Origin of the sequence: Paenibacillus sp. VTT E-133280, assembly GCF_002264385.1 — a bacterium.
GTDB lineage: Bacteria > Bacillota > Bacilli > Paenibacillales > Paenibacillaceae > Paenibacillus_AQ > Paenibacillus_AQ nitricinens.
In genome coordinates, this window is record NZ_NFUX01000067.1 from 1 (window position 1) to 23,788 (window position 23,788).

The 23,788-nt window shown below is 37.3% G+C and carries 24 protein-coding genes; all 24 read right to left on the reverse strand.

Going from position 1 to position 23,788, the window contains the following annotated elements; translation table 11 throughout:
- Positions 1–243: 243 nt before the first annotated feature.
- The 24 genes from CA600_RS24115 to CA600_RS24230 all read right to left on the reverse strand — a co-directional run bounded on the left by CA600_RS24115 (position 244) and on the right by CA600_RS24230 (position 23,714).
- On the reverse strand, positions 244–891 hold the full coding sequence (locus CA600_RS24115; RefSeq protein ID WP_094873476.1) for a precorrin-2 dehydrogenase/sirohydrochlorin ferrochelatase family protein: 648 nt from the start codon (positions 889–891) through the stop codon (positions 244–246).
- A gap of 5 nt (positions 892–896) precedes the next feature.
- Entirely contained in the window at positions 897–1,724 is an 828-nt protein-coding gene (ccsA, locus tag CA600_RS24120) for a cytochrome c biogenesis protein CcsA (RefSeq protein WP_094873478.1), read from the reverse strand.
- A gap of 5 nt (positions 1,725–1,729) precedes the next feature.
- Positions 1,730–3,127 (reverse strand): glutamyl-tRNA reductase, encoded by a 1,398-nt coding sequence (hemA, locus tag CA600_RS24125; protein ID WP_094873480.1) that lies wholly within the window; start codon positions 3,125–3,127, stop codon positions 1,730–1,732.
- Positions 3,128–3,367: 240 nt separating this feature from the next.
- Complete coding sequence (locus CA600_RS24130) at positions 3,368–3,559, reverse strand: hypothetical protein (protein WP_094873482.1); 192 nt, start codon at positions 3,557–3,559, stop codon at positions 3,368–3,370.
- Between the two features lie 36 nt (positions 3,560–3,595).
- Positions 3,596–4,240, reverse strand: coding sequence for a YdcF family protein (locus CA600_RS24135; RefSeq protein ID WP_094873484.1), 645 nt, complete (start codon positions 4,238–4,240; stop codon positions 3,596–3,598).
- Between the two features lie 3 nt (positions 4,241–4,243).
- On the reverse strand, positions 4,244–5,239 hold the full coding sequence (gene rfbB / locus CA600_RS24140; protein WP_094873486.1) for a dTDP-glucose 4,6-dehydratase: 996 nt from the start codon (positions 5,237–5,239) through the stop codon (positions 4,244–4,246).
- A 29-nt stretch (positions 5,240–5,268) separates the two neighbouring features.
- Positions 5,269–5,829, reverse strand: a complete 561-nt coding sequence (gene rfbC, locus CA600_RS24145) for a dTDP-4-dehydrorhamnose 3,5-epimerase (protein WP_094873488.1) — start codon at positions 5,827–5,829, stop codon at positions 5,269–5,271.
- A gap of 20 nt (positions 5,830–5,849) precedes the next feature.
- The gene (gene rfbA / locus CA600_RS24150; protein ID WP_094873490.1) at positions 5,850–6,728 is read right to left on the reverse strand and encodes a glucose-1-phosphate thymidylyltransferase RfbA; all 879 of its coding nucleotides are present in this window, start codon (positions 6,726–6,728) and stop codon (positions 5,850–5,852) included.
- Between the two features lie 19 nt (positions 6,729–6,747).
- A complete protein-coding gene (locus tag CA600_RS24155; protein WP_094873491.1) occupies positions 6,748–7,773 on the reverse strand; it encodes an SDR family NAD(P)-dependent oxidoreductase in 1,026 nt (341 codons plus the stop codon).
- Between the two features lie 17 nt (positions 7,774–7,790).
- On the reverse strand, positions 7,791–9,146 hold the full coding sequence (locus CA600_RS24160; RefSeq protein ID WP_094873536.1) for a UDP-glucose dehydrogenase family protein: 1,356 nt from the start codon (positions 9,144–9,146) through the stop codon (positions 7,791–7,793).
- 87 nt (positions 9,147–9,233) lie between these two features.
- Positions 9,234–10,649 (reverse strand): lipopolysaccharide biosynthesis protein, encoded by a 1,416-nt coding sequence (locus tag CA600_RS24165; RefSeq protein ID WP_094873492.1) that lies wholly within the window; start codon positions 10,647–10,649, stop codon positions 9,234–9,236.
- Positions 10,650–10,718: 69 nt separating this feature from the next.
- Positions 10,719–12,158, reverse strand: coding sequence for an O-antigen ligase family protein (locus tag CA600_RS24170; protein WP_094873494.1), 1,440 nt, complete (start codon positions 12,156–12,158; stop codon positions 10,719–10,721).
- 18 nt (positions 12,159–12,176) lie between these two features.
- Positions 12,177–13,301 carry a glycosyltransferase gene (locus tag CA600_RS24175; RefSeq protein WP_094873496.1) on the reverse strand — a complete coding sequence of 375 codons (1,125 nt, stop codon included), beginning with the start codon at positions 13,299–13,301 and terminating at the stop codon, positions 12,177–12,179.
- 29 nt (positions 13,302–13,330) lie between these two features.
- Positions 13,331–14,200: a glycosyltransferase family 2 protein gene (locus CA600_RS24180; RefSeq protein ID WP_094873498.1), complete on the reverse strand. Its 870-nt coding sequence runs from the start codon at positions 14,198–14,200 to the stop codon at positions 13,331–13,333.
- Positions 14,201–14,203: 3 nt separating this feature from the next.
- A complete protein-coding gene (locus CA600_RS32130; protein ID WP_306440414.1) occupies positions 14,204–14,845 on the reverse strand; it encodes a CatB-related O-acetyltransferase in 642 nt (213 codons plus the stop codon).
- Between the two features lie 16 nt (positions 14,846–14,861).
- Positions 14,862–15,971: a glycosyltransferase family 1 protein gene (locus CA600_RS24190; protein WP_094873501.1), complete on the reverse strand. Its 1,110-nt coding sequence runs from the start codon at positions 15,969–15,971 to the stop codon at positions 14,862–14,864.
- A 10-nt stretch (positions 15,972–15,981) separates the two neighbouring features.
- Positions 15,982–17,082 (reverse strand): glycosyltransferase family 4 protein, encoded by a 1,101-nt coding sequence (locus tag CA600_RS24195; RefSeq protein WP_094873504.1) that lies wholly within the window; start codon positions 17,080–17,082, stop codon positions 15,982–15,984.
- Positions 17,083–17,084: 2 nt separating this feature from the next.
- Complete coding sequence (locus CA600_RS24200; RefSeq protein WP_094873506.1) at positions 17,085–17,963, reverse strand: NAD-dependent epimerase/dehydratase family protein; 879 nt, start codon at positions 17,961–17,963, stop codon at positions 17,085–17,087.
- A gap of 1 nt (position 17,964) precedes the next feature.
- Positions 17,965–18,591, reverse strand: coding sequence for a sugar transferase (locus CA600_RS24205; protein WP_094873508.1), 627 nt, complete (start codon positions 18,589–18,591; stop codon positions 17,965–17,967).
- Positions 18,592–18,680: 89 nt separating this feature from the next.
- Complete coding sequence (locus CA600_RS24210; RefSeq protein ID WP_094873512.1) at positions 18,681–19,685, reverse strand: copper amine oxidase N-terminal domain-containing protein; 1,005 nt, start codon at positions 19,683–19,685, stop codon at positions 18,681–18,683.
- Positions 19,686–19,687: 2 nt separating this feature from the next.
- Positions 19,688–20,368 carry a hypothetical protein gene (locus tag CA600_RS24215; RefSeq protein ID WP_094873514.1) on the reverse strand — a complete coding sequence of 227 codons (681 nt, stop codon included), beginning with the start codon at positions 20,366–20,368 and terminating at the stop codon, positions 19,688–19,690.
- 25 nt (positions 20,369–20,393) lie between these two features.
- Positions 20,394–22,226: a polysaccharide biosynthesis protein gene (locus tag CA600_RS24220; RefSeq protein ID WP_094873516.1), complete on the reverse strand. Its 1,833-nt coding sequence runs from the start codon at positions 22,224–22,226 to the stop codon at positions 20,394–20,396.
- A 41-nt stretch (positions 22,227–22,267) separates the two neighbouring features.
- Positions 22,268–22,954 carry a CpsD/CapB family tyrosine-protein kinase gene (locus CA600_RS24225; protein ID WP_060621833.1) on the reverse strand — a complete coding sequence of 229 codons (687 nt, stop codon included), beginning with the start codon at positions 22,952–22,954 and terminating at the stop codon, positions 22,268–22,270.
- Positions 22,935–23,714, reverse strand: a complete 780-nt coding sequence (locus CA600_RS24230; RefSeq protein ID WP_094873518.1) for a YveK family protein — start codon at positions 23,712–23,714, stop codon at positions 22,935–22,937. Before CA600_RS24230 ends, CA600_RS24225 begins: the two co-directional genes overlap by 20 nt.
- Positions 23,715–23,788: the final 74 nt, after the last annotated feature.

The window sequence follows — 23,788 nt, forward strand, 5'->3', positions numbered from 1 at the left end:
TCTCTTTTCGCTGGTATGGCCGTTTTTGGGTAATTCCGAGGCATTTTTGCCCTACTTTCGAACATTTCAGCTACTCCAGCCCATTTCAACGGTACTTATACCGCTCATTCGAACATTCCAGCCACTTCAGCCCAATACAACGGTACTCATACCACTATCCGAACTATCTCAACCAGAAGCCTATTTTACTCATATCATTAATCTAACCCAATTTTCTAATCTTCACAGTGTCCACGCGCACTTTTACTCCGCCCGATGACTAGCAATCCAAACATCCATATCCTCCGGGCTCCACGCAATAAAGCTACCGTTTCTCATCTCATTCAACACATCGAGCGCCCCAAGCTTCCGCAAAAGCCTTCCACGAACTTCAGCAGAAGATTCTTTTTCCTTAATCCGGGTTCGCATAGTATGTACAAAATCCAAATATGGCTCATACGCCGCATCCAGCGCCTCTTCAAGCACACTTTTAATCTTCGCAGCCGCAAGCGGACCAGCACCCGAAGTAGATACAGCCACCGTCAAACGACCCCTACGTACAACTCCGGGCGTAATAAAATCCCCCGCTTCCGCATGGCTAGCCACATTCACAGGAATGCCAAGTCGCCTAGACTCCTGCGCAACCTCTTCATTAACCGTTCTATCGTTAGTGGCTGCATATACGAGAAAGGCCCCACGGAGATCTCCGGGAGCATAAGGGCGGTCACGCCAGGTCATGAGACCCTTTTTCACTAGAGAGGCAAGCATATCTGTCAAAGAGGGACTAATCATCTTAACCACCGCTCCAGCTTCCAGCAGCCCACTCACCTTCCGTTCAGCCACGGCACCACCGCCAATAACCACAACCTGTTGCTTTTCACAATCCAGCATTATGGGCAAATACCGAGTCATGCTCTTCACTCCCCGCTCCAACCGTGAAAACCAGACAAAGAATTCAACAAAAAATTCAAGATAGTAAAAGCATATCCTAAAATCGCCCAGCGAGCCATACTTACTCCACTTTTCCGCCCGGATTTCTTAAAGATAATATAAAATATGTAAATTCCAAGGCCAATCAGTGTCGTTAGTACTTTTAAATCCTTCAATAATAGTGTCCGTCCCTCAGAAACAATAGATAAACTAGCCACCACCAGAGAGATTGCCAGCAAAGGAGTCCCCACCAGAATAGCGGTGTAAGAATATTTATCTGTAGTCTCTAAGTTTGGTAAACGACGAATTCGGTCACTCCATTGCTTACTTTTGAGTCTGGTGTGCAGAAATAAGTACAATATGGCAAATACCGTCCCAAGTGTCAGTGCAGCAAAACTCAAATTGGCCAAAATCACATGCATTGTCAACCAGCCATACACCGAGCTCCAAGTCTCAAGCGTATGCCCACCCGCCGTCAGCCACACCCGATTTAGCAGAAAAACACAGAATCCAGCCACACTAAGCAGCAGAATCGTAAACTCGCCTCCACGTGTAAAAGCCACCGCAAGCGAAGTCAGAACAATACTAAATGCAAACCAGAACAAGAAATCATAAGGTGTAAAAATGGGCAGCCCCTTCTCCTGAGAGAAACGAATCCCGAGTCCTGTAGCTTGCAAAAGACCCACAACAACAAGAAGCCCCGTGCCTAACCGCTTCCCACTCGGGTTGCGATAAAGGCAATCCGAGAAAACAAACAGCAGGCTCAGGGCATATAGCAGCAGAGCGGCATCATATATTCCGTTCAGCAGTTGCATATCACTCACCTACCCAACAGGCCTGCCGGAGCAAGCACCGTCTTAGGCACAGAAAAATCGCCGCTACCGGCAGTACGTTCTGTGGAACTAGACTGCTTAACCGGGGCGGAATCTCCGCCATCTGAATTGGATTCGAGCTGTTCCTGTAGCGCAAAGATTTTGGAGAAATAATCAAGCGCTTCATTCCCCTGCTTGCCACCGGACATCTCTTTAATTACATTGATTGGATCATGCATCATTTGGTTCACAATGCTTTTGGTCAAGCGACGGATCACCTTGCGCTGATGCTCGTCCAGCTCAGGCAGCTTATTGAACAGACTCTCCATCGTTTCCTCATGAATCGCATTCGACTTATCCTGAAGCGCCCGGATTACCGGTCTCACGCCAAGCGTCTTAAGCCACAGCTGGAACTCATCCATTTCCTCACCGATCATCACTTCAATCTTCGCAGCTTCACTCCGGCGCATTTCCAGGTTACTCTCCACAATGCCCTCCAGATCGTCAATATCATACAAAAAAACATCTGGCACATTAGCCGCTGCAGGATCAATATCACGGGGTACAGCGATATCAATCATAAAAAGCGGCCGCGAAGGGCGACGCTTCATAGCATTCGCTACCTGATCTGCCGAAAGTACATAGCCGTCAGCTCCCGTTGAGCTGATCACGATATCTACCTCATTAAGAGCTTTTAAAGCATCTTCAATCGTGCTCGGCTTACCCGAGAACTTCTCTGCCAATTCAATCGCACGCGACAGCGTACGGTTAGCGACAATTACCTCAGCCGCACCACTACTATATAGATGCTTTACAGTGAGCTCGCTCATTTTGCCGGCGCCGAGAATCAGCACTCTTTTACCAGTGAACATGCCAAAAATCCGCTTGCCCAGCTCCACTGCCGCATAACTGACAGATACTGCGCTTTCGCCGATTGACGTTTCACTATGTGCTCTTTTGCCGAGTGTCACCGCTTGTTTAAATAACCGATTGAACCAAGTTCCAGTTACACCCTCAGCCTGAGCCGTGAGAAAAGAACTTCGCACCTGTCCCAGGATCTGCGTCTCGCCAATCACCATGGAATCCAGGCCGCAGGTCACGCGGAACAAATGCGCAATCGCCTGCTCGTCTTCATATATATACATATGCTGTGCAAATTGCTCGTTTTTCACTCCAAACCACTGCTCCATAAAGCCGCGGAGGAAATAGCCCCCCATATGAAGGCGGTCCATGACCACATAAATTTCCGTACGGTTGCAGGTGGCTACTACGACCCCTTCCAGCACACCCTTCGTCTTCATCAGTTGATGGAGCGCTGCCGGAAGATCACTCTCCGCAAAAGCAAACTGTTCCCTTACCTCCACGGGAGCCGTACGATAATTCAGGCCAACGACGACGATGTGCATCGATAGTTCACCATCCTAGTCTCTATTCATTACTGTGTACAGTTATATTAAAGAATATTTTTACATAATATTCACTTTCACAACATCTAAAAACACTGTGTTAAGTATATCACACGAAAATACGACTTTTTACAGATTTTTTGAACGCTTTATGAAATCCAGATAATAATTATTATAAATAAAAAACCGTAGGTTCGCTACGGTTAGGATGGGTTATTTTGTGATTAATTATTAACTAACTCAAAATTTCTCAGGTTTTTCAACTTTAATCGACACTACTTCTCCGCACATTTTACAAAATGTGTAGATAAGTGGTGAACCAAAAGAAAAGGATTTACCAATAGGCATAAGGTTAGCATCTGCGCTGCTCACTTCGCCTTTGGTGAATGTAGTGCTGCCACATGATTTACAAACTAAGTTCGCTTCGTTCATAACGATCACCTCGGAAAAAGTATATGGGACTCCAAACTAACGAAACCAGTTCTTAATCTGATCAAGAGTACTTTTTGCCTCCGGTCCATTGTAACCAAAGGTGTTGCCGATCATTTTCACATACTCGTTGAACGTAGTTTCCCGACTCTTTCGGTCACTCCACCAGCGCTTAGCGTTATATCCTGAGGAAGATCCTACATAGGTAAGTTCAATCTCCGATTTTTTGTACACACGATCATAGAGTAGCTTTACTCGACGCATGTGAAAATCCGAAGAAACAACAATCGCAGATTGAAGATCGTGTTCCTTCATTATAGGGAGTGTAAACTCTGCGTTCTGGTATGTGCTTTCGGCCGCGTTCTCGGTATAGATAGCATCCTGCGGTATACCGAGATTAAGGGCGGTTTGGAGCATGTCACCTGATCGACTCGTTATCTCTTTGGCGTTGGAAAGAATTATATAAGGAGCATAACCAGATTTATATAACTCGACTGCTTTTTCTACTCGACCTTGGCCTCCGCTAAGTACGATGATGACGTCTGCTTGCTTGGGAGATTCAGTTAGGCTGAGGAAGCGGCCAGCGGTAACGAAACCAGTAATCAATAATAGTAAGCAAATAAAAATGATAACTCTTCTATTAATTAATTTACCTTTTCTTTTCTTAATAGATAAGTTACTCATGGATCACTTATGCGATTCGTTACTAAGGATTTGTTGCCACCATTCAGCATGATCAATATACCACTGGATCGTCTGAGCAATTCCTGTCTCAAAAGTATAAGTTGGCTTCCAACCTAAATTCTCAAGTTTTGTTGGATCAATGGCGTAGCGTTTATCATGTCCTAATCTATCTGTTACGAATTCAATCAAACCATCAGATTTCCCTAAGGTACTGATAATCGTCTTAACTACTTCAAGATTAGTTCTCTCATTATGGCCACCTACGTTGTAAACTTCACCACTTACTCCTTGGTGTACAACAAGGTCAATGGCCGCGCAGTGATCCCAGACATGGAGCCAATCACGAATGTTTTTCCCATCGCCATAGACAGGAACCTTCTCGTCATTTAATACTCTTGAGATCGTTAGTGGAATCAATTTTTCAGGAAAATGATAAGGCCCATAATTATTCGAGCAGCGCGTTATGTTCATTGGTAAACCAAAGGTCTCATAATAAGCTCGCACTAGCAAATCCGACGCAGTCTTACTTGCACTATAAGGACTGTTCGGCTGCAAAGGCGTTTCCTCTGTGAAAAATACAGTAGGATCAAAATCGAGTTCGCCATACACTTCATCCGTAGAGACATGAAGGAATTTAGTAATGCCGAATTTTTTAGCTGCATCCAGTAGTACCTGTGTCCCCATAACATTCGTACGAACGAATATCGCAGGATCAGTAATTGAGCGATCCACATGACTCTCCGCAGCGAAATGAACAACATAATCGAATTTCTCCAACTCAAAAAGAGACAATATTCCCTCTCGGTCAGCAATGTCAGCTTGAACAAACCTATAATTCGATTTGGACTCAATATCCTTATGCTTCGTTAGATCACCCGCATAAGTTAGCAAATCCAAATTCACAATATCATAATGTGGATATTTATCTACCATATACTGTACGAAGTTGCCTCCAATAAATCCGGCGCCACCCGTAACCAGCATCTTTTGCTTACTCAATGAACGCACCCCGATCTATTTGTTTAACATTAGTTATCATAAGTAAAGTTCAAATTAGCCTCTTTTAATAAAGGCGCCTTCTCATCCTTGGCAGACAGTACCGGTTTAACATGAATAGGCCATTCGATGCCAATAGAAGGATCTTTCCACAGAATCCCCCCATCACATTCAGGGGCATAAAGCTCATCGCACTTATACTGAACCTCTACGTCTTCTGTTAGCGTCATGAATCCATGAGCGAACCCTTTTGGAATAAGCAATTGCTTCTTGTTCTCAGCACTCAGTTCAATGCCGAACCATTTACTATAAGTAGGACTACCTTTTCTGATATCTACAGCCACATCAAAAATAGCACCACGTGTACATCGAACCAGCTTCGTCTGTGCTTTAGGATGTAATTGATAATGCAAACCACGTAACGTTCCTTTAGTCGCAGAGTAAGATTGGTTATCTTGTACAAAATCCATGTCAATACCGTGCTCTTTGAATTTAGCTTCGCTATATGTCTCCATAAACCAACCTCGGTGGTCCCCAAAAACAGCTGGCTCAACGACTAATACGCCTTGCAATATGGTTTCTGTAATTTTCATCGCTGCCACACTTTCAGTTATTAATATTGTATTTTACCTGTAGCTACCTTCATCAAATATTGACCATACCCAGTCTTACTCAACTTCTCCCCGCAATTCCACAAATGTTCTTTGGTAATCCATCCATTAATATATGCAATTTCCTCAGGAGCGGCGATCTTGATTCCTTGATGATCTTCAATAGTCCGAACAAAATTAGTTGCATCGACAAGACTTTGATGAGTTCCTGTATCTAACCAAGTAAATCCTCGACCTAGAAGTTCCACATCAAGCTGACCAAGATTTAAATAGGCTTCATTAATAGAGGTAATCTCCAATTCACCACGTGTAGAGACCTTAACATTCTTAGCAATCTCAATGACTCTATTATCATAAAAATATAGGCCAGTAATTGCGTAGTTAGATTTGGGCTGAGTTGGTTTTTCTTCCACGCTCAAAACTTTGCCCTCTTCATTAAATTCTACAACACCAAATCGCTCTGGATCTTGTACATGATATCCAAATACTGTAGCTCCTTGTTCTTTAGAAGAAGCACGCTGTAACATCTTTCGCATTCCATTTCCATAGTAGATATTATCTCCAAGGATCATGGCAACCGAATCATCACCGATAAAAGATTCACCCAAAATAAAAGCCTGAGCTAAACCGTCAGGACTTGGTTGAACTATGTATTGTAATGAGATGCCGAATTGAGAACCGTCACCTAGTAGACTTTCAAATCTAGGTGTATCCTCCGGTGTTGAAATAATTAGAATGTCTTTAATGCCTGCTAGCATTAATGTGGATAGAGGATAGTAGATCATTGGTTTGTCGTAAACGGGGAGTAGTTGTTTACTCGTAACCATTGTTAATGGGTATAGCCGCGTGCCACTGCCACCTGCAAGGATAATTCCTTTCATGCAATTTCACCTCTTCAAATTATTTTACTTTATAATACTCTACATACCAATCTGCGAATTTCTGTAAGCCTTCCTCTATGGAGGTTCTTGGCTTGAACCCTACAGCTTGTTCTAATAAATCTGTAGATGCGTATGTTGCTGGTACATCCCCTGGTTTAATAGGTTCAAATGATTTATTAAATATCACTTCTCTACCAGTAGCCTTACTTAAACACTTTTCTAATGTTTCAATAAACATCATTAACTTTTCAGGGCTGTTATTTCCAATATTAAAAACCTTATGAGGAACCGTTTCTGTCGGCGCTTTGCTTAGAAGTCTCTCGATACCCTCTACAATGTCGTCTACGTATGTAAAATCTCGATAAAGATCGTTTTTGAAATCACCATTATTAAATATTTTAATTGATTCACCAGCAAAATATTTCTGGGTAAATCCGAAATAAGCCATATCTGGACGCCCCATTGGACCGTACACAGTAAAAAAGCGTAGACCAGTAGCCGGTATCTTGTAAAGATGACTATAAGTATGCGCCATTAGTTCATTCGACTTTTTCGTAGCTGCATATAGCGATTCCGGATGATCTACAACATCAGATTCTTCAAAAGGGACCTTTTTATTAGACCCATAAACAGAGCTAGATGAAGCATATACAAGATGGTCAACTGGATGATTTCTACAGGCTTCAAGAATGTTAAAGAAACCTACAATATTGCTTTGAATATACACATCAGGGTTCTCTATAGAGTATCGCACTCCTGCTTGTGCTGCTAGATTTACAACTATGTTCGGTTTGTATTCTTCAAAGACCTTAGTAATCATGTCCTTGTTTGAGATATCAACTTTTATGAATTCAAACCGGCTAAACAACTTTAGTTGCTCTAAGCGAACGTGTTTGAGGTTGACATCATAATAATCATTTATATTATCAACACCGATCACTCGGCTCCCTTGCTCCAATAACCTTTTAGATAAATAAAATCCTATAAAGCCAGCTGCTCCAGTAATTAGATATGTTTTTGTGTGATCTACAGGTATATCATTCAAATAGCTCGCCCCTTCAACTATCTTCCGATGGAATAATACTCCACACCAGCTTCTTTCATATCTTGAACCCCATACAAATTCCTGCCGTCATACACCAACGGCGTTCTCATTAAATCTTTATAAACTTCCGGCTCGATTGCTTTAATTTCTCCCCACTCAGTAAATACAAAACAGACATTGGCATCTTCAAGAGCTTCTTTTATGCTCTCAACATATTTGATACTTCCCTTACCGTTCCTACCTTCTGGGTACTCCTTAGAAAAATTCACTTTTCCTACAGGATCAAAAGCATAGATTTCTGCTCCCTGATTTAATAACAAAGGTATATTTTCTAGCGAAGCAGCTTCTCTTAAGTCATCGGTCCCAGGTTTAAATGTCAGTCCTAGCACTGCTACTTTTAGACCGTTAAAGGTGATAAGTCTTTTAGATGCTTTTTTAAAAAGAATTGTCTTTTGGCTAGTATTGACATCAATAGCTGCTTTAACGGTTTTAAGCTCATATCCATTTTGTCTCGCTAAGTATTCTAGTGCCTTCGTATCCTTAGGAAAACAGCTACCTCCATAACCAATACCTGCATTTAAGAACTTGCTTCCAATGCGTTCATCAAACGACATTCCTCTTGATACATCCTGAATATCTGCTCCTACCAGTTCGCAAAGATTAGCAATATCGTTCATGTAAGATATTTTCAGAGCAAGAAAATCGTTAGATGCATATTTGATCATCTCGGCAGATCTTCTTTTAACAGATACAACTGGGATATTAAACGGCTCATAGATTTTCATAAGAATATCTTCTGCCCATTTGCTCTCAGTTCCAATTATGATTCTTGCTGCTTGCAGAGTGTCTCTTACAGCCGTTCCTTGCGCCAAAAATTCTGGATTAGATGCTACTTCTACTCTGATGTTTCTACCTACTCCATCACCGTTACCAGTAAGTATCTCTCCTTCATGTGGTAAAAAATCATGTATAAACTGCTGCACCTTATCATTAGTACCTACCGGAACAGTAGATTTCACTACAACAAGGCAATCTTTTTCTATTGTTTCTGATATTTGTCTCGCTACTGTGGCTATGTATGAAAGATTGGCAGATCCATCGGGCTGCTCAGGTGTTCCAACACCTATAAATATCGCATCCGCTTCTTTATATGCTGACTTATAATCAGTAGTATATTCAAGTCTACCTGCTGCATAATTCTTTTGCATAAGTTCTTCTAAATCAGCTTCATAGATTGGTGACACACCAGATTTCATCAGCTCAACCTTGTTTTCATCGATGTCCACACAGGTTACTTGATGGCCAACTTCGGCAAAGCATACGCCTGCTACTAAGCCGACGTAGCCGGTTCCTGCTACTGCTATTTTAATGATTTCAGCCATTTTAATCCTCTCTTCTATCATTTAAAGTCTAAAACTGAACTATCTTCAAATTTTTCATAAAATCATTTCCCATGTTTTTCAAGATGTTTTTTTCTGAAGATGTACCATCAACATATTTAACATATCTTTGATAAGTTCTCTGTTAACAAAAGCCGTATAAGTTAAGGTTACTAGAAAAGCTATCATATTTAATAACTGATTCATTTGATAATATGAAATGAACAAAAATACCAACATAAGTAAATTCGTTATTAATAAACCTTTTTCAAATCTAATATTAACGTATTTCTTAATATCAAAATAGCGATAAATCATCATACTTCCGTAAGCAATAACAGAGGATATGGACGCAGCATATAATCCAATACCTTTAACCATTATCATAAGAGAAATAATATTAATAATTCCTGCAAAGGCAGCTGTTTTTGCCATCTTCTTAGTCATTTTTAGAGCAATATAAACCACACTATAAGAGGCGAGCAACATATTTAATAAAGCAGCTAACATGTATATTGGAATTTGATAATATGCTGATTCAAATTTTTCATTAATCAAAAATGGGAACATAAATGGCATGACTGCTATAATACAAAAGCAAATTGATGAAAACAATCTTAAAACCGTAGAGATTGTGTTTGAAAAGAAATCGTCTCTATCCTCATCTTGGATATGCAGAGTAGCCGATTCCATCCAAGTTAAATTAAAAATGTTATAAAAAGATATATATATTGAAGAAAACTTACTTGAAACTGCAAGAATTCCATTAGCAGCTACCCCCAAAAAAATTGAAACAACGATCCTATCAGAAGCATTAAGTATCCACCATGATAAAGAATTGGGTACCAATGGAAATGAATACTTTAATAGTTCTCTTATTTTTTTTATTTTCACACTTTGTAATCCAATATAAGAGTAAACTTTTTTTCTGAAAAAAATAAAAGTTATACAGAATAAATTAGCTAAAAATATTGCTTGGAACATCCCAGCCGCACCAAGTTTTAATACAACAATAAATAAAATATTCAATAACATAGTTGAAATTGCTGTTATAAAGCTCCCCAAAGCATAAGTCTTATTATCTCCAAGTCCTCTAGCCAGTTGAAGCATTATTTCAGAAAATATATAAACAACAACATTTGTAAATAGGAAGTACTTATATTCATTATGAATAAAATTTTGAACAATAAAAAAAATAATAGAGTACAGGCTTGTTTGAAAAATAGCAAATGCAATAACAGTTGAAATCAGAACTTTTTTTTCATTTTCATTATCTCGTGCATCAATTAAATGTCTAAACAAAGCCTGCTCCATCTGAAAAGTTATTAAAGGGATGAATAACATAATATAAGTACTAAATAAATCTACTATTCCATATTCTTCAGCAGACAATAATGCAGTATAAAGAGGAAACAAAAAAAAACTCATAAATTGCGTGCAAATCTTACCTAAGGCAATAATAGCCGTATTTTTGGCAAGTTGCTTACTTCTACTCATTTACTCCATCACTCACTTTGCTTAGCGTACATTTTAAAATCGATTTATAAAAATTCTAAATTCCCCAAACTATAACCTGTTTAATCTTAGAGCAAATCCAATATAAATCCATAAAAATGGTGCAATATTAACATAATCAAAAGTATTACTCCCAAAGGATTGTATTAAGAACCCAAACAGTATCGCTGTAACCAACGCGTAAATACTACTTTTTTCATCGTTTGACCTCACAATCAATCTAAATAAAGAATGAATCATTAATAATAAAAAACTACTAAACAGAATTAAACCAATAATACCAGTCTCCGCAATAATTTTTATGTAGTAACCGTCAACGACATTTACACCTAACTTTTGGGCCAGCTCCGGATAATACGAGAGATTTATACTAGCTATTCCTAATCCTAGGCCAAATATATTATTTGATACGGCTTTTAACACTTCCATCCAATTATCACTTCTACCATAAGAAGATTCATTTGAAAAATCAAAGATACTTCTTAATCTAGATAAAAGGTATTCTTCTAATCCTCTATTTACAAATGGCATAACTAAAAAGATTAATATAATTGCAATTAGAGATAACGTTGCAAATTCAAGTTGTCTTTTACTGAATTTATTTCTACTTAGGATCAACAAAAGAAAAATCCCTCCTATAGCAAAAGCCCATGCTCCTCTCGAAAAAGATAAGATTAGACAAACACTGAATACAACTATTAAAATCACAGCAAAAATATTTCGTATTTTATTAGTAAGTGCTAGATGAATAGTTAATAGCAATGATATTGCCATATATGATCCAAAGACATTTGGTGATAAAAAAGTACTAACCATACGCGAATAATTTAACACTTGTAAATAATTTGATTCATCTTGCTGAGAAAAAATTAAAAGCAACTGCCCAAATATACCTGGCTTTACTAGATAGAAAAATATACCCACGATAGAAACAATTAATCCTATCAATATCGATGATTTGATAAACTTAGCTATAAATTCTTCATTAATGTTGGTACTGTTTGAAATAATGTACACTAGTAATATAGGGATTATATTTAGATGAACACCTTTAATCGCTAATACCATATAACCATTTGCTAAAGAGATAAAAAAACCTATTACATAATTAGCAAAAAGTAAATTGATCCCCAGCATTAAGTTTCTATCAGTTGAATTCATCACACCTAAAATTTTGTGATTATTTTTTTTCAATAAAAATATTACAAAACAAACTATAATCACAAAATCTCTAATATAATTTACATAAAGACTTAATATTTCTATACCTTTTAGCTGTAGAAAGGCTCTCAATACAGCATAAAATGGCAAAAATATTGTCAAAAAAAGTAGAGAAAATGTAGCTGTATCTTTCGTTTGATTTACTAACATATTTACCAATATAAAAATCACTATAAATATGAGCATTATAATTTCGATATCAAAAAAAACACCTATACAAGCAAACAAAATACAAACAATACAAAGTAATACATCCTTTATTCTCAACATTTAAGAGCTATTCTCCAATCAGTTAATTAACTTATTAATTTCATCAACTCTAGAGTCCCAAGTATTTCTTTTAGCAAATTCTATTCTCTCTATAAAAAATTTAGAATTATCTTCAGCAAGTGCTTCTTCGAGCTTTCTTGAGAAATCTTCTTGATTTTGAGAAAAGTAAACATAACCTTTAAATTCCAATATTTCATCATATTGAGGAACTATTACTGGCTTTCCCATTGAAAGATACTCATATAACTTTATTGGATTAACATCTTTGATTAATTCATTTACTACAAAAGGCATAATACACACATCAAAATGATATAGATAATTTGCAAGTTCATTATAAATTTTAGGGCCAATAAATATTATATTTTCTATATTTGAGGCTTTAGCAGCAATATTCACGTCACTTAAAGGTCCAATTATCACAAAATCACATTCTTTATGTTTTCGAGCAGTATAAACCAATGTATCAATATCAAACCAACTACTAATTCCTCCAAAATACCCTACAATTTTTCTCCCTTCATTTAATTCTGCTGGTTTTTTCTTTACTTTAGTTGAATTTAAATAATTATTAAAGTAAGTAAAATCAGCTGCATTCTTTATAGTTACAATATGGGTTTTGGTCGAAATTCCAATAAGTTTCTCTTTCAGTCCATTACTACTAGTAATTACTAGATCTGATTTATTTACCAATTTTTTTTCTTTTTCATTAATTTTAGTTCTTTTCTCAAACTCTTTATAAAATTGTGAATAATTATCCATGCAATCATAAATTACTTTGCCTTGAAAATTTTGTGGAATAAGATCGTAATGGTCAGGATGTGTGAGCCATAAAATATCTGGTTGAAACTTTTTAATACTTTTTTCTAAAGCTAATTTATAAAAAAATTCATTTATAAATGATATACTGCTATATTTATTAAATGGAAAATACTTCAATCTTTCAATTCGTAGAGATTCACTGATATCAAAAAAATCACGGATTTTTTCATTTTCATTATGTTTTTTTATATGTTTAGTTCTCCAAGATGCACGACATAAATACTTCACTTTATGTTTTCTGCTTAAAAGTTCTGCAATATGTTGAGGTCTTTGCTTTGTGAAATACCAATCTAGTAATGATACATATAATATCTTTTTCATATAAATAGTTCTCCAAAGTATTTTTAGTTTTAATTTTTATTTAATAAGATCTGCATAATACGTTTGAATAAAAAAAGACCTACTATATGAATTAAATGCATAAGGTAAATAATGCCTGGCCATTTAACTAATTTATTTTTTCGCATTACATAGTAGTAATTCTTTTTACCTATAAGCATTTTCTTAAAATTAACTTTACTATTAATTGAAGATTGACCATGGAGATGATAAATTTGCTCTTTATCATAAACATAATTCCTGCTACCTAAGGCGAAAAATCTAGCACAAATATCAAGATCTTCTGCATACATGAAAATATCAGGATCAAATCCATTAACTTGCTGATATATTTCTTTTTTACACATAAAAAAACAACCAGAGATCCAATCCCTTTCAAATAAACCTTTATTTTCGTATTTTCGATATCTGACTTTTTTGGCAAATTTATAATTCCAGAATAATGCATTTAATAAAAAATCATTCCAAAGTGAAGGGAAATTATATCCTAAGGTTTGGATTGAAGCATTAGGGTAAAGAATCTTACAACTAAGCGCTCCTATGTTTTCTTTTTCTTCGAAGCAAGCAATTAAATTCTTAAAATCAAACCCCTCAACATATGTATCACTATTTGCAAAAACAATATAATGTCCTCTTGCTATGCTAACCCCCATATTATTCGCTAAACCAAATCCAAAGTTTTTTTCATTCAAGATTATTTTTATATTTTCCTTTTGAAAATACTTTTCTTGAAAATAATGACCGCTTCCATCTGTAGAAGCATTATCAACTATAATAATTTCAATATTATTACCATCAACACGATTATATAGAAAAGAATCCACGCAACGAGATGTTATTTCTTTTGTATTAAAATTTACGATAACAATTGAAATAAGCATATATCACCTTTTTTTCTCTGCATTATATTTTTCTAATTCCAAATAAATTCTAGCACAAGATTTCTCATCTGCTTTATTATAGAACTGTTCTTTATTTGCATAAAAAAAATCAGAATCAATTAACTTAAAATCAATTGATCTTAAAGTATTAATCGTATTTTCATCAAATCGATATTTTATAACTCTTGCAGGATTTCCACCAACTATAGAATATGCAGGGACGTCAGCGGTTACAACACTACCCGCTGCTATAACAGCGCCTTGTCCAATTCTTACTCCGGATAGAATAAGTGAATCCATACCGATCCAAACATCATCCTCAATAATTATTTGACCTTTAGTATAAGACTCATTTTTTTCACCCATTAATTTAACTTTATAGGGAAAGGTTGATATGGTATCCATCCTATGATTCCCACCTAAAATAAACTTTACATCAGAAGAAATGGAAACAAAATCACCTATGATTAGTCTCTCATTCTCAGCTCCATAAGAATAAATATTTAGAGCCCCATAAGTAAATCTACCTATATTAACTCTCCTTTCATCAAATAACCTTTTTGGTATTGTTGAATTATGTGTATTATTGCTTCTCCACTTTTTTCTAAACAAAAATAATTTAAAGTACCTTAATATAATATTCATATTCATCTCCTCGAATTCAGATAATTTCGCAATAAAATTCCTCTAACCACTTAGTATTAAAGTTAACATTATAACCCTTTTTTTTGATTTCTCCCGACATATCAACACGTCGCGAGTTATCTTTTTCTCTTAATATGTGTTCAGCCCATACATCAGGGCTTCTATTTAGAGATACTACTTGTACTAACTTAGTGATATGTGCTTCTAATGGTATATTTTCAGAAATTATACATGGCAAACTTGAAGCTTGAGCTTCAATAATTGATATTCCTAATCCTTCAAATTTTGAAGGAAATACGAATGTATCCATACATTGAAGCAAATCAAAAACATCTGATCTGTTACCCAAAAACATAACAGCATTACTTAATTTCTTATCATTAACTATACTTTTTATTTCCTCTAATAATTCACCATCTCCAACTAAGAGCAATAAAGAATTATTATCAGTATTATAAATACTTTCAAAAATATCAATTAAATACCTATGATTTTTTGCAACACAAAATCTACCAACATGTCCTATTACAAACTTTCCATCGATTCCAAGTTCTTTTCTTAATTTATCTCTTTTCATTATATTAAAAATATATCTTTCGCTCTCAATTGCATTCTTTACGACGAGAGAATTTTTTTTTTTAAAATGGTATTTTCCGAATAACCATTCGCCGGCTTTCTGAGAGCACGAAAATAAATAATCTGAGTTATAACGAATTGGATATTGCATAATGTTTTTAACTAAGGCTGAAATACCAACCCCATTTGATGTACTGTGACTATGAGCTATAGTCCTCGCTCCGAAACTTTTCGCTATTTTTAAATATATAGATGCAGTACTTCTCATATGACCGTGGACAATTCTAATTTCGGGATGTCGAAAAAAAAATACATTCCATTCCCTTTTATAATCTAAATGGTTTTTACCGTTGTAACGTGGCATACGATATATCTTTCCGCCTAACTCTCTTATTTCATCATCATAATCACATTTATTAGTAGTATGTACGACAAAATCAAATTGTATTTTGGAACGATCAATATTACGATATAAATTCATCACCATTGTTTCGGCCCCGCCTCTATTCAGTCCCCCTAAAACATGCAATATTCTCAACTTATTTATCATAATATTTCTCCTAAGTCCATTTCTTAATTTTCATTATTTCATCTAAATAAGCACTGTTTACTAACTGTCTATCAAATTCTTTTTCAACTTTAATTCTACCAGCTAACCCCATATTTTTTTTCGTTTGATAATCAAGTTGTAAAATCTTCTCTATCGATTCAATTAATTCTTTACTATTACGTTGCTCTATAATAAATCCGTTAATACCTTCATCAACTATCTCTCGACATCCACTTCTATCTGTCGTAATAATTGGTCTACCACACGCGGCACTTTCAAGTAATACATTTGACATCCCTTCTGGATAATATGTTGGATGAATTGTACAGTGGATTTTTTTAAGAATATCTCTAATATCTCTTAACATACCATGATAATAAATAATCCCTTGAGCTTGTAATAATGATAACTTATCTTCATAAGCCTCTTCACAAAAACCACATACATGGAATCTTGTGTTAGGATACTTATGCCTTATGTATTCAGCAGCCTCTAAATATTGATCTACGCCCTTTTCTTTCATAATTCTTGAAATAAATACAAATTCTATCGTATCTTCAGATGGATAATCTAAAACCTGAAAATGTTCTAGATTAACACCTGAACCAGGAATTAATCTATGTCTATCCACCACGATGTTATTATCAATAAAAAATTGCATGTTCTCTGAATTTTGAAAAAACAGGCAATTAATCTTTTTAAAAGCAATCTTGTACAGAGTAATCGTAATCTTCTGCATAATCCCTGCATTCTCAACTGCGGTACCCAAACCTGTTATATTCGCTATATAAGGGATATTCAGAGATTTACAAGCCATTCCACCATAAATATTTGGTTTAATTGTGTATGAGAGGACCACATCAGGCCTTATATCTCTCATTATTCTTTTGTAATAAGAGATTAACTTTAATTCTTTAAATACATTTGTTCCATGACGTTCAATTGAAGCTTCAACATATTTACATCCCATAGCAACTAAGTCATCTATACGTTCACCGTATGGTGAAGAGATATAAACTTCATATCCTTCTTGCAAGAGACGTTCAACAAGCTCACGTCTAAAATTGTAAATAACTACATCATGATTAACTAATATAAGAACCTTTTTCATCTCTAATTCTTCTCCGCTTCTGTGACTACAATTGATTCTTTCAAACCCCTAATTCTGTAGTTTTCTTTATAATCGGACATTCTATGTTCATAGACTAGATTACCGAATGCTTTATTTACTGTACTCACAAAATTCCCCATAAACCTAAGTAAGGGATTAAAAACTTTTGTGAGTCTTACATTTTTCTCATGAATCTCTGAGATCAGCCTAACCATTTCAGCCGTTTTTACATATTCAGCATTCTGCGGAAAATACAAGCCTTGTTCATTATTTTCAATCATCAACCTAATAAACTCACAAAGATTATCTATATGAAGCATACTTCTTTCATTGTCGATGTCAGGAAATAGTGGTAATTTACGTGCATAGCTTGCCAATTTCGGATAATTCCCTTTAGAACCCTTACCATAAATCATAGGCGGTCTAATTATAACTACCTTAAAATCATCACTTTCTAGAAGAGAAATGCCTTCCTCCGCCTGGAGCTTACTATTACCATAAAAATTAGATGGCTGAGGTTTTGTGTTTTTATCTATTACTCTTTTCTTATTGATATGGCTGCTGTCACCATAGACGATAATACTGCTCGTAAAAATAAACTGCTTAACATGTTCTTTCTTTGCCTTCTCAGCAACTTCAATTGCCAAATCGCGATTAACTTTATAATATTGCTGCTCCATACTTGGGTCCGTAGATACATGAGCAATTCCAGCAAGATGGAGTACTACATCATAAATTGAAAAATCATGTTCCTTCCATTCCGTACCTCTAACCGATAGTTCTACGACTTCATATTGATCTGACCATTGTTCCAGCCACTTCATAAAATTTGAACCTACATAACTCCCTTTACCAGTAATTAATATCTTTCGTTTGCTCATCTTATAAGGTTACCCCTTTGGTAGAAGACACTTCCTGTTTTGTTGTTCCCTCTTTTACACCATCTGATTTCAGAACACTTAAGATCGTCATAAAAAACACCTTGATATCAAATATTAAAGAAAGACCCCTAACATATTCCCCATCAAGCCTAGCCTTAATATCAATCTCAAGCTCATCCCGACCATTAATCTGCGCCCACCCAGTCAATCCAGGCTTAATATCATTTGCTCCGTGCTTATCACGCTCCGCAATCAAATCATACTGATTCCATAACGCAGGGCGAGGTCCAACGATACTCATCTCACCTTTGAGGATATTAATAATCTGAGGTAGTTCATCCAAGCTTGTTTTTCTTAGGAACTTGCCTACTTTTGTTATAAAAAAATCTGGGTCCTTCAATAGATGAGTTGGCATATCATTAGGCGTATCCGTTCGCATCGTTCTGAATTTGAGAATGTAGAATTCCGATTTTTTTTTGCCTAATCTCTTTTGTTTAAATAGGATAGGCCCTTTAGAGCTTGTCTTAATCGCGATCGCGATGATCAAAAAGACCGGCCATAACACTAACATTCCGATTAAAGCCAACAGAAAATCAATGGTTTGTTTCACGTAAACATAAGGTCTCATAAGTTCACCTGATCCTTTAAGTTACTATTTTCTATCTATGTACATCATCTCTATGTCCAAGAGACATAGAGATGATCGTCTTATCTTGTTTAGTTTTTCATTGCCTCAGCAGCATTTTTCCCTGACTGAAGTGTCGATTCAAATTTACTTCTATACTGACTAATAATCTCCGTACTATATCCGTTACTGTTCAGTTTTTGTTCAGTGTCGGCTATTATACTGTTGAAGTTGGCAGTTAATGAGGCTAGTTGTTGTACACCTTTAGCCTTAATACTCTTTTTACTCGCTTCATCTTTTGCTCCGAAATATTCTAACGCAATACTCATTAATGTCGATCGGCTTTGTTCTTCAAGCGCAGTAAGTTTGGCTTCCGTTTCACTAGTAATGGTTTCATAAGAAACTTTACCAGTACCCGCTGAACCACCATTAACTGCACTGGTTGAATCCGTTGGTACTGGTGTCGCTGCTGGAGATGTATCCTTAGTGCTACCTTGTTCTTGATAAGCCTTAGAAGCAGCAGTAATGGTCTTCGTCTTCTGATCCCAGCTAATGTTATGACCTACAGATTCCGATAAAAAACGTAGAGGGACATATAAGGAGCCATTCAAGATAAAGCTGGATTGCCCCGTAGGTAATGCCTTGGCTGCACCGTTAAATACATAACTTGCCTTCACTTGATTGAGTACAAGATTCTTAGATACTGCTGAAGCACTATTCCCGTTGGTTGCATTCATTAGATACTCTTTAATCACTACTAGCTCTGAACTGTTAGGCTCTGCTACAGTAACCTTAACGTTCTTAGCATCCCAAGCTACACTCTTTTGTAATGCATATGACATAAAGCGTAATGGAACATAAGTTGTATTGTTGTACATGAATACATATTGACCTGTAGGCGTCCCAATACTTGCTCCATCAAAAATCATCTTTACATTCATGCTTTGTACTTTGACTGTAGCTGCTGCTGCCGCCTTAGTTGTTGCATTGGGTATCGCCGCTGCTGATACGGAAATAGGTGCAGATGCCGTTAAGGGTGCTAACCCTATTGAAGCTATCAACGATAGAGCTATGACTGGTAGCGTTGCTTTAGACATACTTATTCACTTCCCTTTTCTTTCGCTTTTAATTGCTCTTCCTCTTTAAGGACTTGATCACGTGTCTTCCCTTGACTCACGCCATACTTCTTAGCGACCTGTGAAAGCTCATTATATTGTTCTTCAGAAACTTTACCGAGGATGATACTACGTGCTTCCTGTTTCTCATCAAGCGTCAGACCACCCTTAGCTAGATCTTTTAGCCGATTAATATCAGATACACTTAGTTGACCGAGTACAATAGCAGCTACATCTGCTTTATCCTTCATCGTTACATTCTCTTGAATTTCTTTAGCTTTATCTGTTGAAACCTGTGCAGTATATCCATCTGAAGAGCCATCTTTCGAATCTGTTGATGGTGTTTTCGTAGGTTCGCTAGTAGTTGAAGCTGTTGTATCTTTTCCAGCTTCCCCAGTATCTTTGCTTCCCACATCATCTGTTGATGGAGCAGGTGTTGCAGACGCTACAGGATCGACTTTACCATCCACTACTGCATCTTCAGGTACAGTTCCTTGATCTTGACCACCACTAACTTGATCCTCAGACTCCAGATCAAAACCATCCACCATAGAATTCATCAGCTTATCGACCGCATAATTCGCAGCGAACAAACCACCAACACCCAGCACTACAATGACTGATAGCGTCCATAAAAGGATCTTTTTCCATCGTTTATTAAACACTTGCATATCCCCCTTTATGAATGAATTAGCTAATAGCAACTTGGGCAACGGGCTGCATCGGTACAATCTGATTGATTATTTCACGAATAACTTCAGGTTCTTCGGCGAGAACACGTTCCAAACGTTTAAATTCCAGTTCTAGCTGATTCAGACTGATTACATTAGGTCTACCGATAAAGATTCTTCCATGATCTGTAGAACCTAAATTTTCTTCATCCGTCAACAGCTCTTCATACAACTTCTCACCCTCACGAATACCAGAGAATTGAATATCAATATCCTTATAGGGTTCATAACCTGAGAGTGTAATCAAATCTTCAGCTAAGGTTAGAATTTTTACCGGTTCACCCATATCAAGAATGAATACTTCTCCACCTTTGGCAAAAGAGCCCGACTGGATTACAAGCTGCACAGCTTCTGGAATCGTCATAAAATAACGAACCATCTCTGGATGAGTAACCGTAACCGGACCACCTACAGCAATCTGCTGTTTAAAGGCCGGGATCACACTTCCACGACTGCCAAGCACGTTTCCAAAACGCACAGCTGAGAACTTCGTTCTACTCGTGGTATGCAAACTCTGCACATACATTTCTGCAATCCGCTTAGTTGCACCCATCACACTTGTTGGGTTAACCGCTTTATCTGAAGAGATCATTACAAATCTCTCCGCACCATATTTATCTGCACAATCCGCAACATTTCTTGTTCCGAACACATTATTCTTAATCGCTTCGGAAGGGTTACGCTCCATTAATGGAACGTGTTTATGTGCTGCCGCATGAAAGACAACATGTGGATTATGACTACTGAATATGTCCATCATCCGACTGCGGTCCTGTACATCTGCGATTACGGTAACAATATTCAGATCAGGAAATTGCTTACGAAGCTCCATTTCAATCGTATAAATGCTATTCTCGCCGTGTCCAAGCAGCATTAACTTGTCCGGGCCGAATGGCGCAATCTGCCGACAGAGTTCAGAACCAATCGATCCACCAGCTCCTGTAACCAACACAGTCTTATGGTGGACATAACCTAGGATACTGTTCAAATCCGCTACAATTGGCTCACGGCCTAGTAAATCTTCAACACTAACATCTCGCAGTTTCTTCACGGATATTTTCCCCGCGATCAGATCGTTAAGTGCGGGTATAATCTTAAGCTTAGCACCGGTCTTCTTTGCCAGATTAATAATTTCAGAGATTTCAGTACGTGAAACTGAGGGCATGGCGATAATAATCTCATGAATTTCCCGTTCTTTCACAATAGCGGGGATCGCGTAACGATTCCCTAACACGGGCACACCCAGTATAGACATATGATATTTATTGATACTATCATCAATGAAACCTACCAGCTTCGTATGAGCAAAAGACGGCCCCATCATTTCCCGAGCAATTAGTATTCCACAATCCCCTGCACCTACAATTAGTGTTTGGGTCTTAGTGTCTTTGTAATTAATTCGGTCATTATGGAGTACTCTCCACAAAAACCGAACCCCACCTACTAATAAAAGAATGGTCTCCATCGACCTAACTTCTATTGCAAGGGGTACTCTATCTGGCAAAATCAGATAAGCTAGGGCAAATGAAAACAAAGACCCTACTACAATGGCTTTAGAAACCGATATAATCTCACCAATGCTGGCATATTGCCACATTCTTCGGTAGAGACCAAAATATATCAAACTTCCCCCGAATGCAAATGTTGCAATCAAGCCAAATTGCAGCATCTGTGCACCGTATTCCTGAAGAGCGTGGTTAGGATACCGAAATAAATAGGATGTCACAATGCTGAACCATATGATTGCTAGGTCAATGAGGAATAATAGAACCACTCTAGATTTCGCTGTCATTTTCAGTGCCTCCAAAAACAACATTATTGTTTAAGAACCTATCAATTTCCATAGTAGTAGTAATAGTAACCTTCGCTGGCTTTACGTTTTACATTATTGAGCACCACGCCAAGCATTTTTGCACCTACACGATCAAGGTTAGCTTTAGCTTTTACAGCAATATCCCGCTTTACCTTGCCATAGCTGACAACCATAATGACACCATCACTCTTGGAAGCCATGATCTGCGCATCTGTAACCGCCAATAACGGTGGAGTATCAATAAGAATGACATCATAACGCTGGCGCAAGTCCTGTAAAAGAGTGCTCATCCGATTAGAAGCCATCATTTCTGCTGGATTTGGAGGAATCGGACCTGAGGTCATGATGGAAAGATTGGAAACACCAGAATCTTGGACAGTATCCTCAAGAACCGCCTGCTGAGACAGTAGTGAAGAAAGCCCAAATCGGTTACTAAGCGAAAAAGTCTTATGTGCTGTAGGCTTCCGCAAATCCGCGTCAATCAACAATACCTTCTTATCTGCTTGAGCATAAGCCGCCGCCAAGTTAGCAGAAACCGTTGATTTACCTTCTTCCGGTCCGGACGAAGTTACCATAATCACTTGAATAGTCTCATCCACAGAAGAAAAATCAATATTCGTGCGTAGCGCACGAAACGCTTCAGATACAGGGGAGCGAGGATTCGTAACGGTAATCAGATGACGTTGTTTATTTGGCAGCTGTGACATGTTCGAGTTCGCCCGCCTTTCTGGATGTTTGCGTCTGTGCCTGTGTTATGCCTTGTTTATTTTCTTCTGAACCCAATCTTGTAATCATTGCTATCGTTGGCAGACCAAGATATCTCTCAATATCGGCTTCAGTCTTCAGCGTATCGTCCATGTATTCCAGCAAGAAAGCAATCCCTAAACCAATCATCAAGGAAACGATGAAAGCTATAGCCATATTCATTAAGACATTCGGTTCTACCGGTCCTGGCTCGATAAGTGGATTCACTTTGGCCTCATTCAGAATCGATACATTCTCCACATTAAATAGGTTAGGAATCTCATCCTTGAATACAAGTGAAATGGCATTCACGATTTCAGCGGCTCGCTGATACGAATTATCTCGAACGACAAGTGTCATCACCTGCGTATTATTGACAGAGCTCACATTAACCTTCTTCAACAGCTCTTCTGCAGTAATATTGAACTGCGGATAATCTCTCGTAACAATATCAAGGATGGCTGGAGTCTTAATAATTTCCTTATACGTATTAATTAATTGAATATTAGTATTAATCTGGTTCAAATCAAGCTGTGCTGCTGCCGATTGTGTCGGTGTCTGGTTAACGATAATCTTAGTGGATGCTTCGTACACCGGATTCTTAATATACAGACTGTACACACCAGCAACACCGCACACCAAAACAACTATGCTAACAATCAGCCATAGTCTCTTCCTGACGATCTGAAAATAATCGCGAAGATCCAATTCTTGTGATGACAAGTGTAATTACCTCCAAGCTATTTCTGAAATATTTCGTTACTATATTACAGTACTTCCCTATTGGCAAAAAATTG

Excerpts from the sequence above, each read along its gene's own strand:
- CA600_RS32130 (WP_306440414.1), bottom strand. The coding sequence starts at position 14,845 with ATGAATATTATATTAAGGTACTTTAAATTATTTTTGTTTAGAAAAAAG.
- CA600_RS24210 (WP_094873512.1), bottom strand. The coding sequence starts at position 19,685 with ATGTCTAAAGCAACGCTACCAGTCATAGCTCTATCGTTGATAGCTTCA.
- CA600_RS24175 (WP_094873496.1), bottom strand. The coding sequence starts at position 13,301 with ATGAAAAAGATATTATATGTATCATTACTAGATTGGTATTTCACAAAG.
- CA600_RS24170 (WP_094873494.1), bottom strand. The coding sequence starts at position 12,158 with ATGTTGAGAATAAAGGATGTATTACTTTGTATTGTTTGTATTTTGTTT.
- rfbA (WP_094873490.1), bottom strand. The coding sequence starts at position 6,728 with ATGAAAGGAATTATCCTTGCAGGTGGCAGTGGCACGCGGCTATACCCA.
- ccsA (WP_094873478.1), bottom strand. The coding sequence starts at position 1,724 with ATGCAACTGCTGAACGGAATATATGATGCCGCTCTGCTGCTATATGCC.
- CA600_RS24165 (WP_094873492.1), bottom strand. The coding sequence starts at position 10,649 with ATGAGTAGAAGTAAGCAACTTGCCAAAAATACGGCTATTATTGCCTTA.
- CA600_RS24135 (WP_094873484.1), bottom strand. The coding sequence starts at position 4,240 with ATGAGTAACTTATCTATTAAGAAAAGAAAAGGTAAATTAATTAATAGA.
- CA600_RS24220 (WP_094873516.1), bottom strand. The coding sequence starts at position 22,226 with ATGACAGCGAAATCTAGAGTGGTTCTATTATTCCTCATTGACCTAGCA.
- hemA (WP_094873480.1), bottom strand. The coding sequence starts at position 3,127 with ATGCACATCGTCGTCGTTGGCCTGAATTATCGTACGGCTCCCGTGGAG.
- CA600_RS24130 (WP_094873482.1), bottom strand. The coding sequence starts at position 3,559 with ATGAACGAAGCGAACTTAGTTTGTAAATCATGTGGCAGCACTACATTC.
- CA600_RS24200 (WP_094873506.1), bottom strand. The coding sequence starts at position 17,963 with ATGAGCAAACGAAAGATATTAATTACTGGTAAAGGGAGTTATGTAGGT.
- CA600_RS24195 (WP_094873504.1), bottom strand. The coding sequence starts at position 17,082 with ATGAAAAAGGTTCTTATATTAGTTAATCATGATGTAGTTATTTACAAT.
- CA600_RS24115 (WP_094873476.1), bottom strand. The coding sequence starts at position 891 with ATGACTCGGTATTTGCCCATAATGCTGGATTGTGAAAAGCAACAGGTT.
- rfbC (WP_094873488.1), bottom strand. The coding sequence starts at position 5,829 with ATGAAAATTACAGAAACCATATTGCAAGGCGTATTAGTCGTTGAGCCA.
- CA600_RS24190 (WP_094873501.1), bottom strand. The coding sequence starts at position 15,971 with ATGATAAATAAGTTGAGAATATTGCATGTTTTAGGGGGACTGAATAGA.
- CA600_RS24225 (WP_060621833.1), bottom strand. The coding sequence starts at position 22,954 with ATGTCACAGCTGCCAAATAAACAACGTCATCTGATTACCGTTACGAAT.
- CA600_RS24180 (WP_094873498.1), bottom strand. The coding sequence starts at position 14,200 with ATGCTTATTTCAATTGTTATCGTAAATTTTAATACAAAAGAAATAACA.
- CA600_RS24205 (WP_094873508.1), bottom strand. The coding sequence starts at position 18,591 with ATGAGACCTTATGTTTACGTGAAACAAACCATTGATTTTCTGTTGGCT.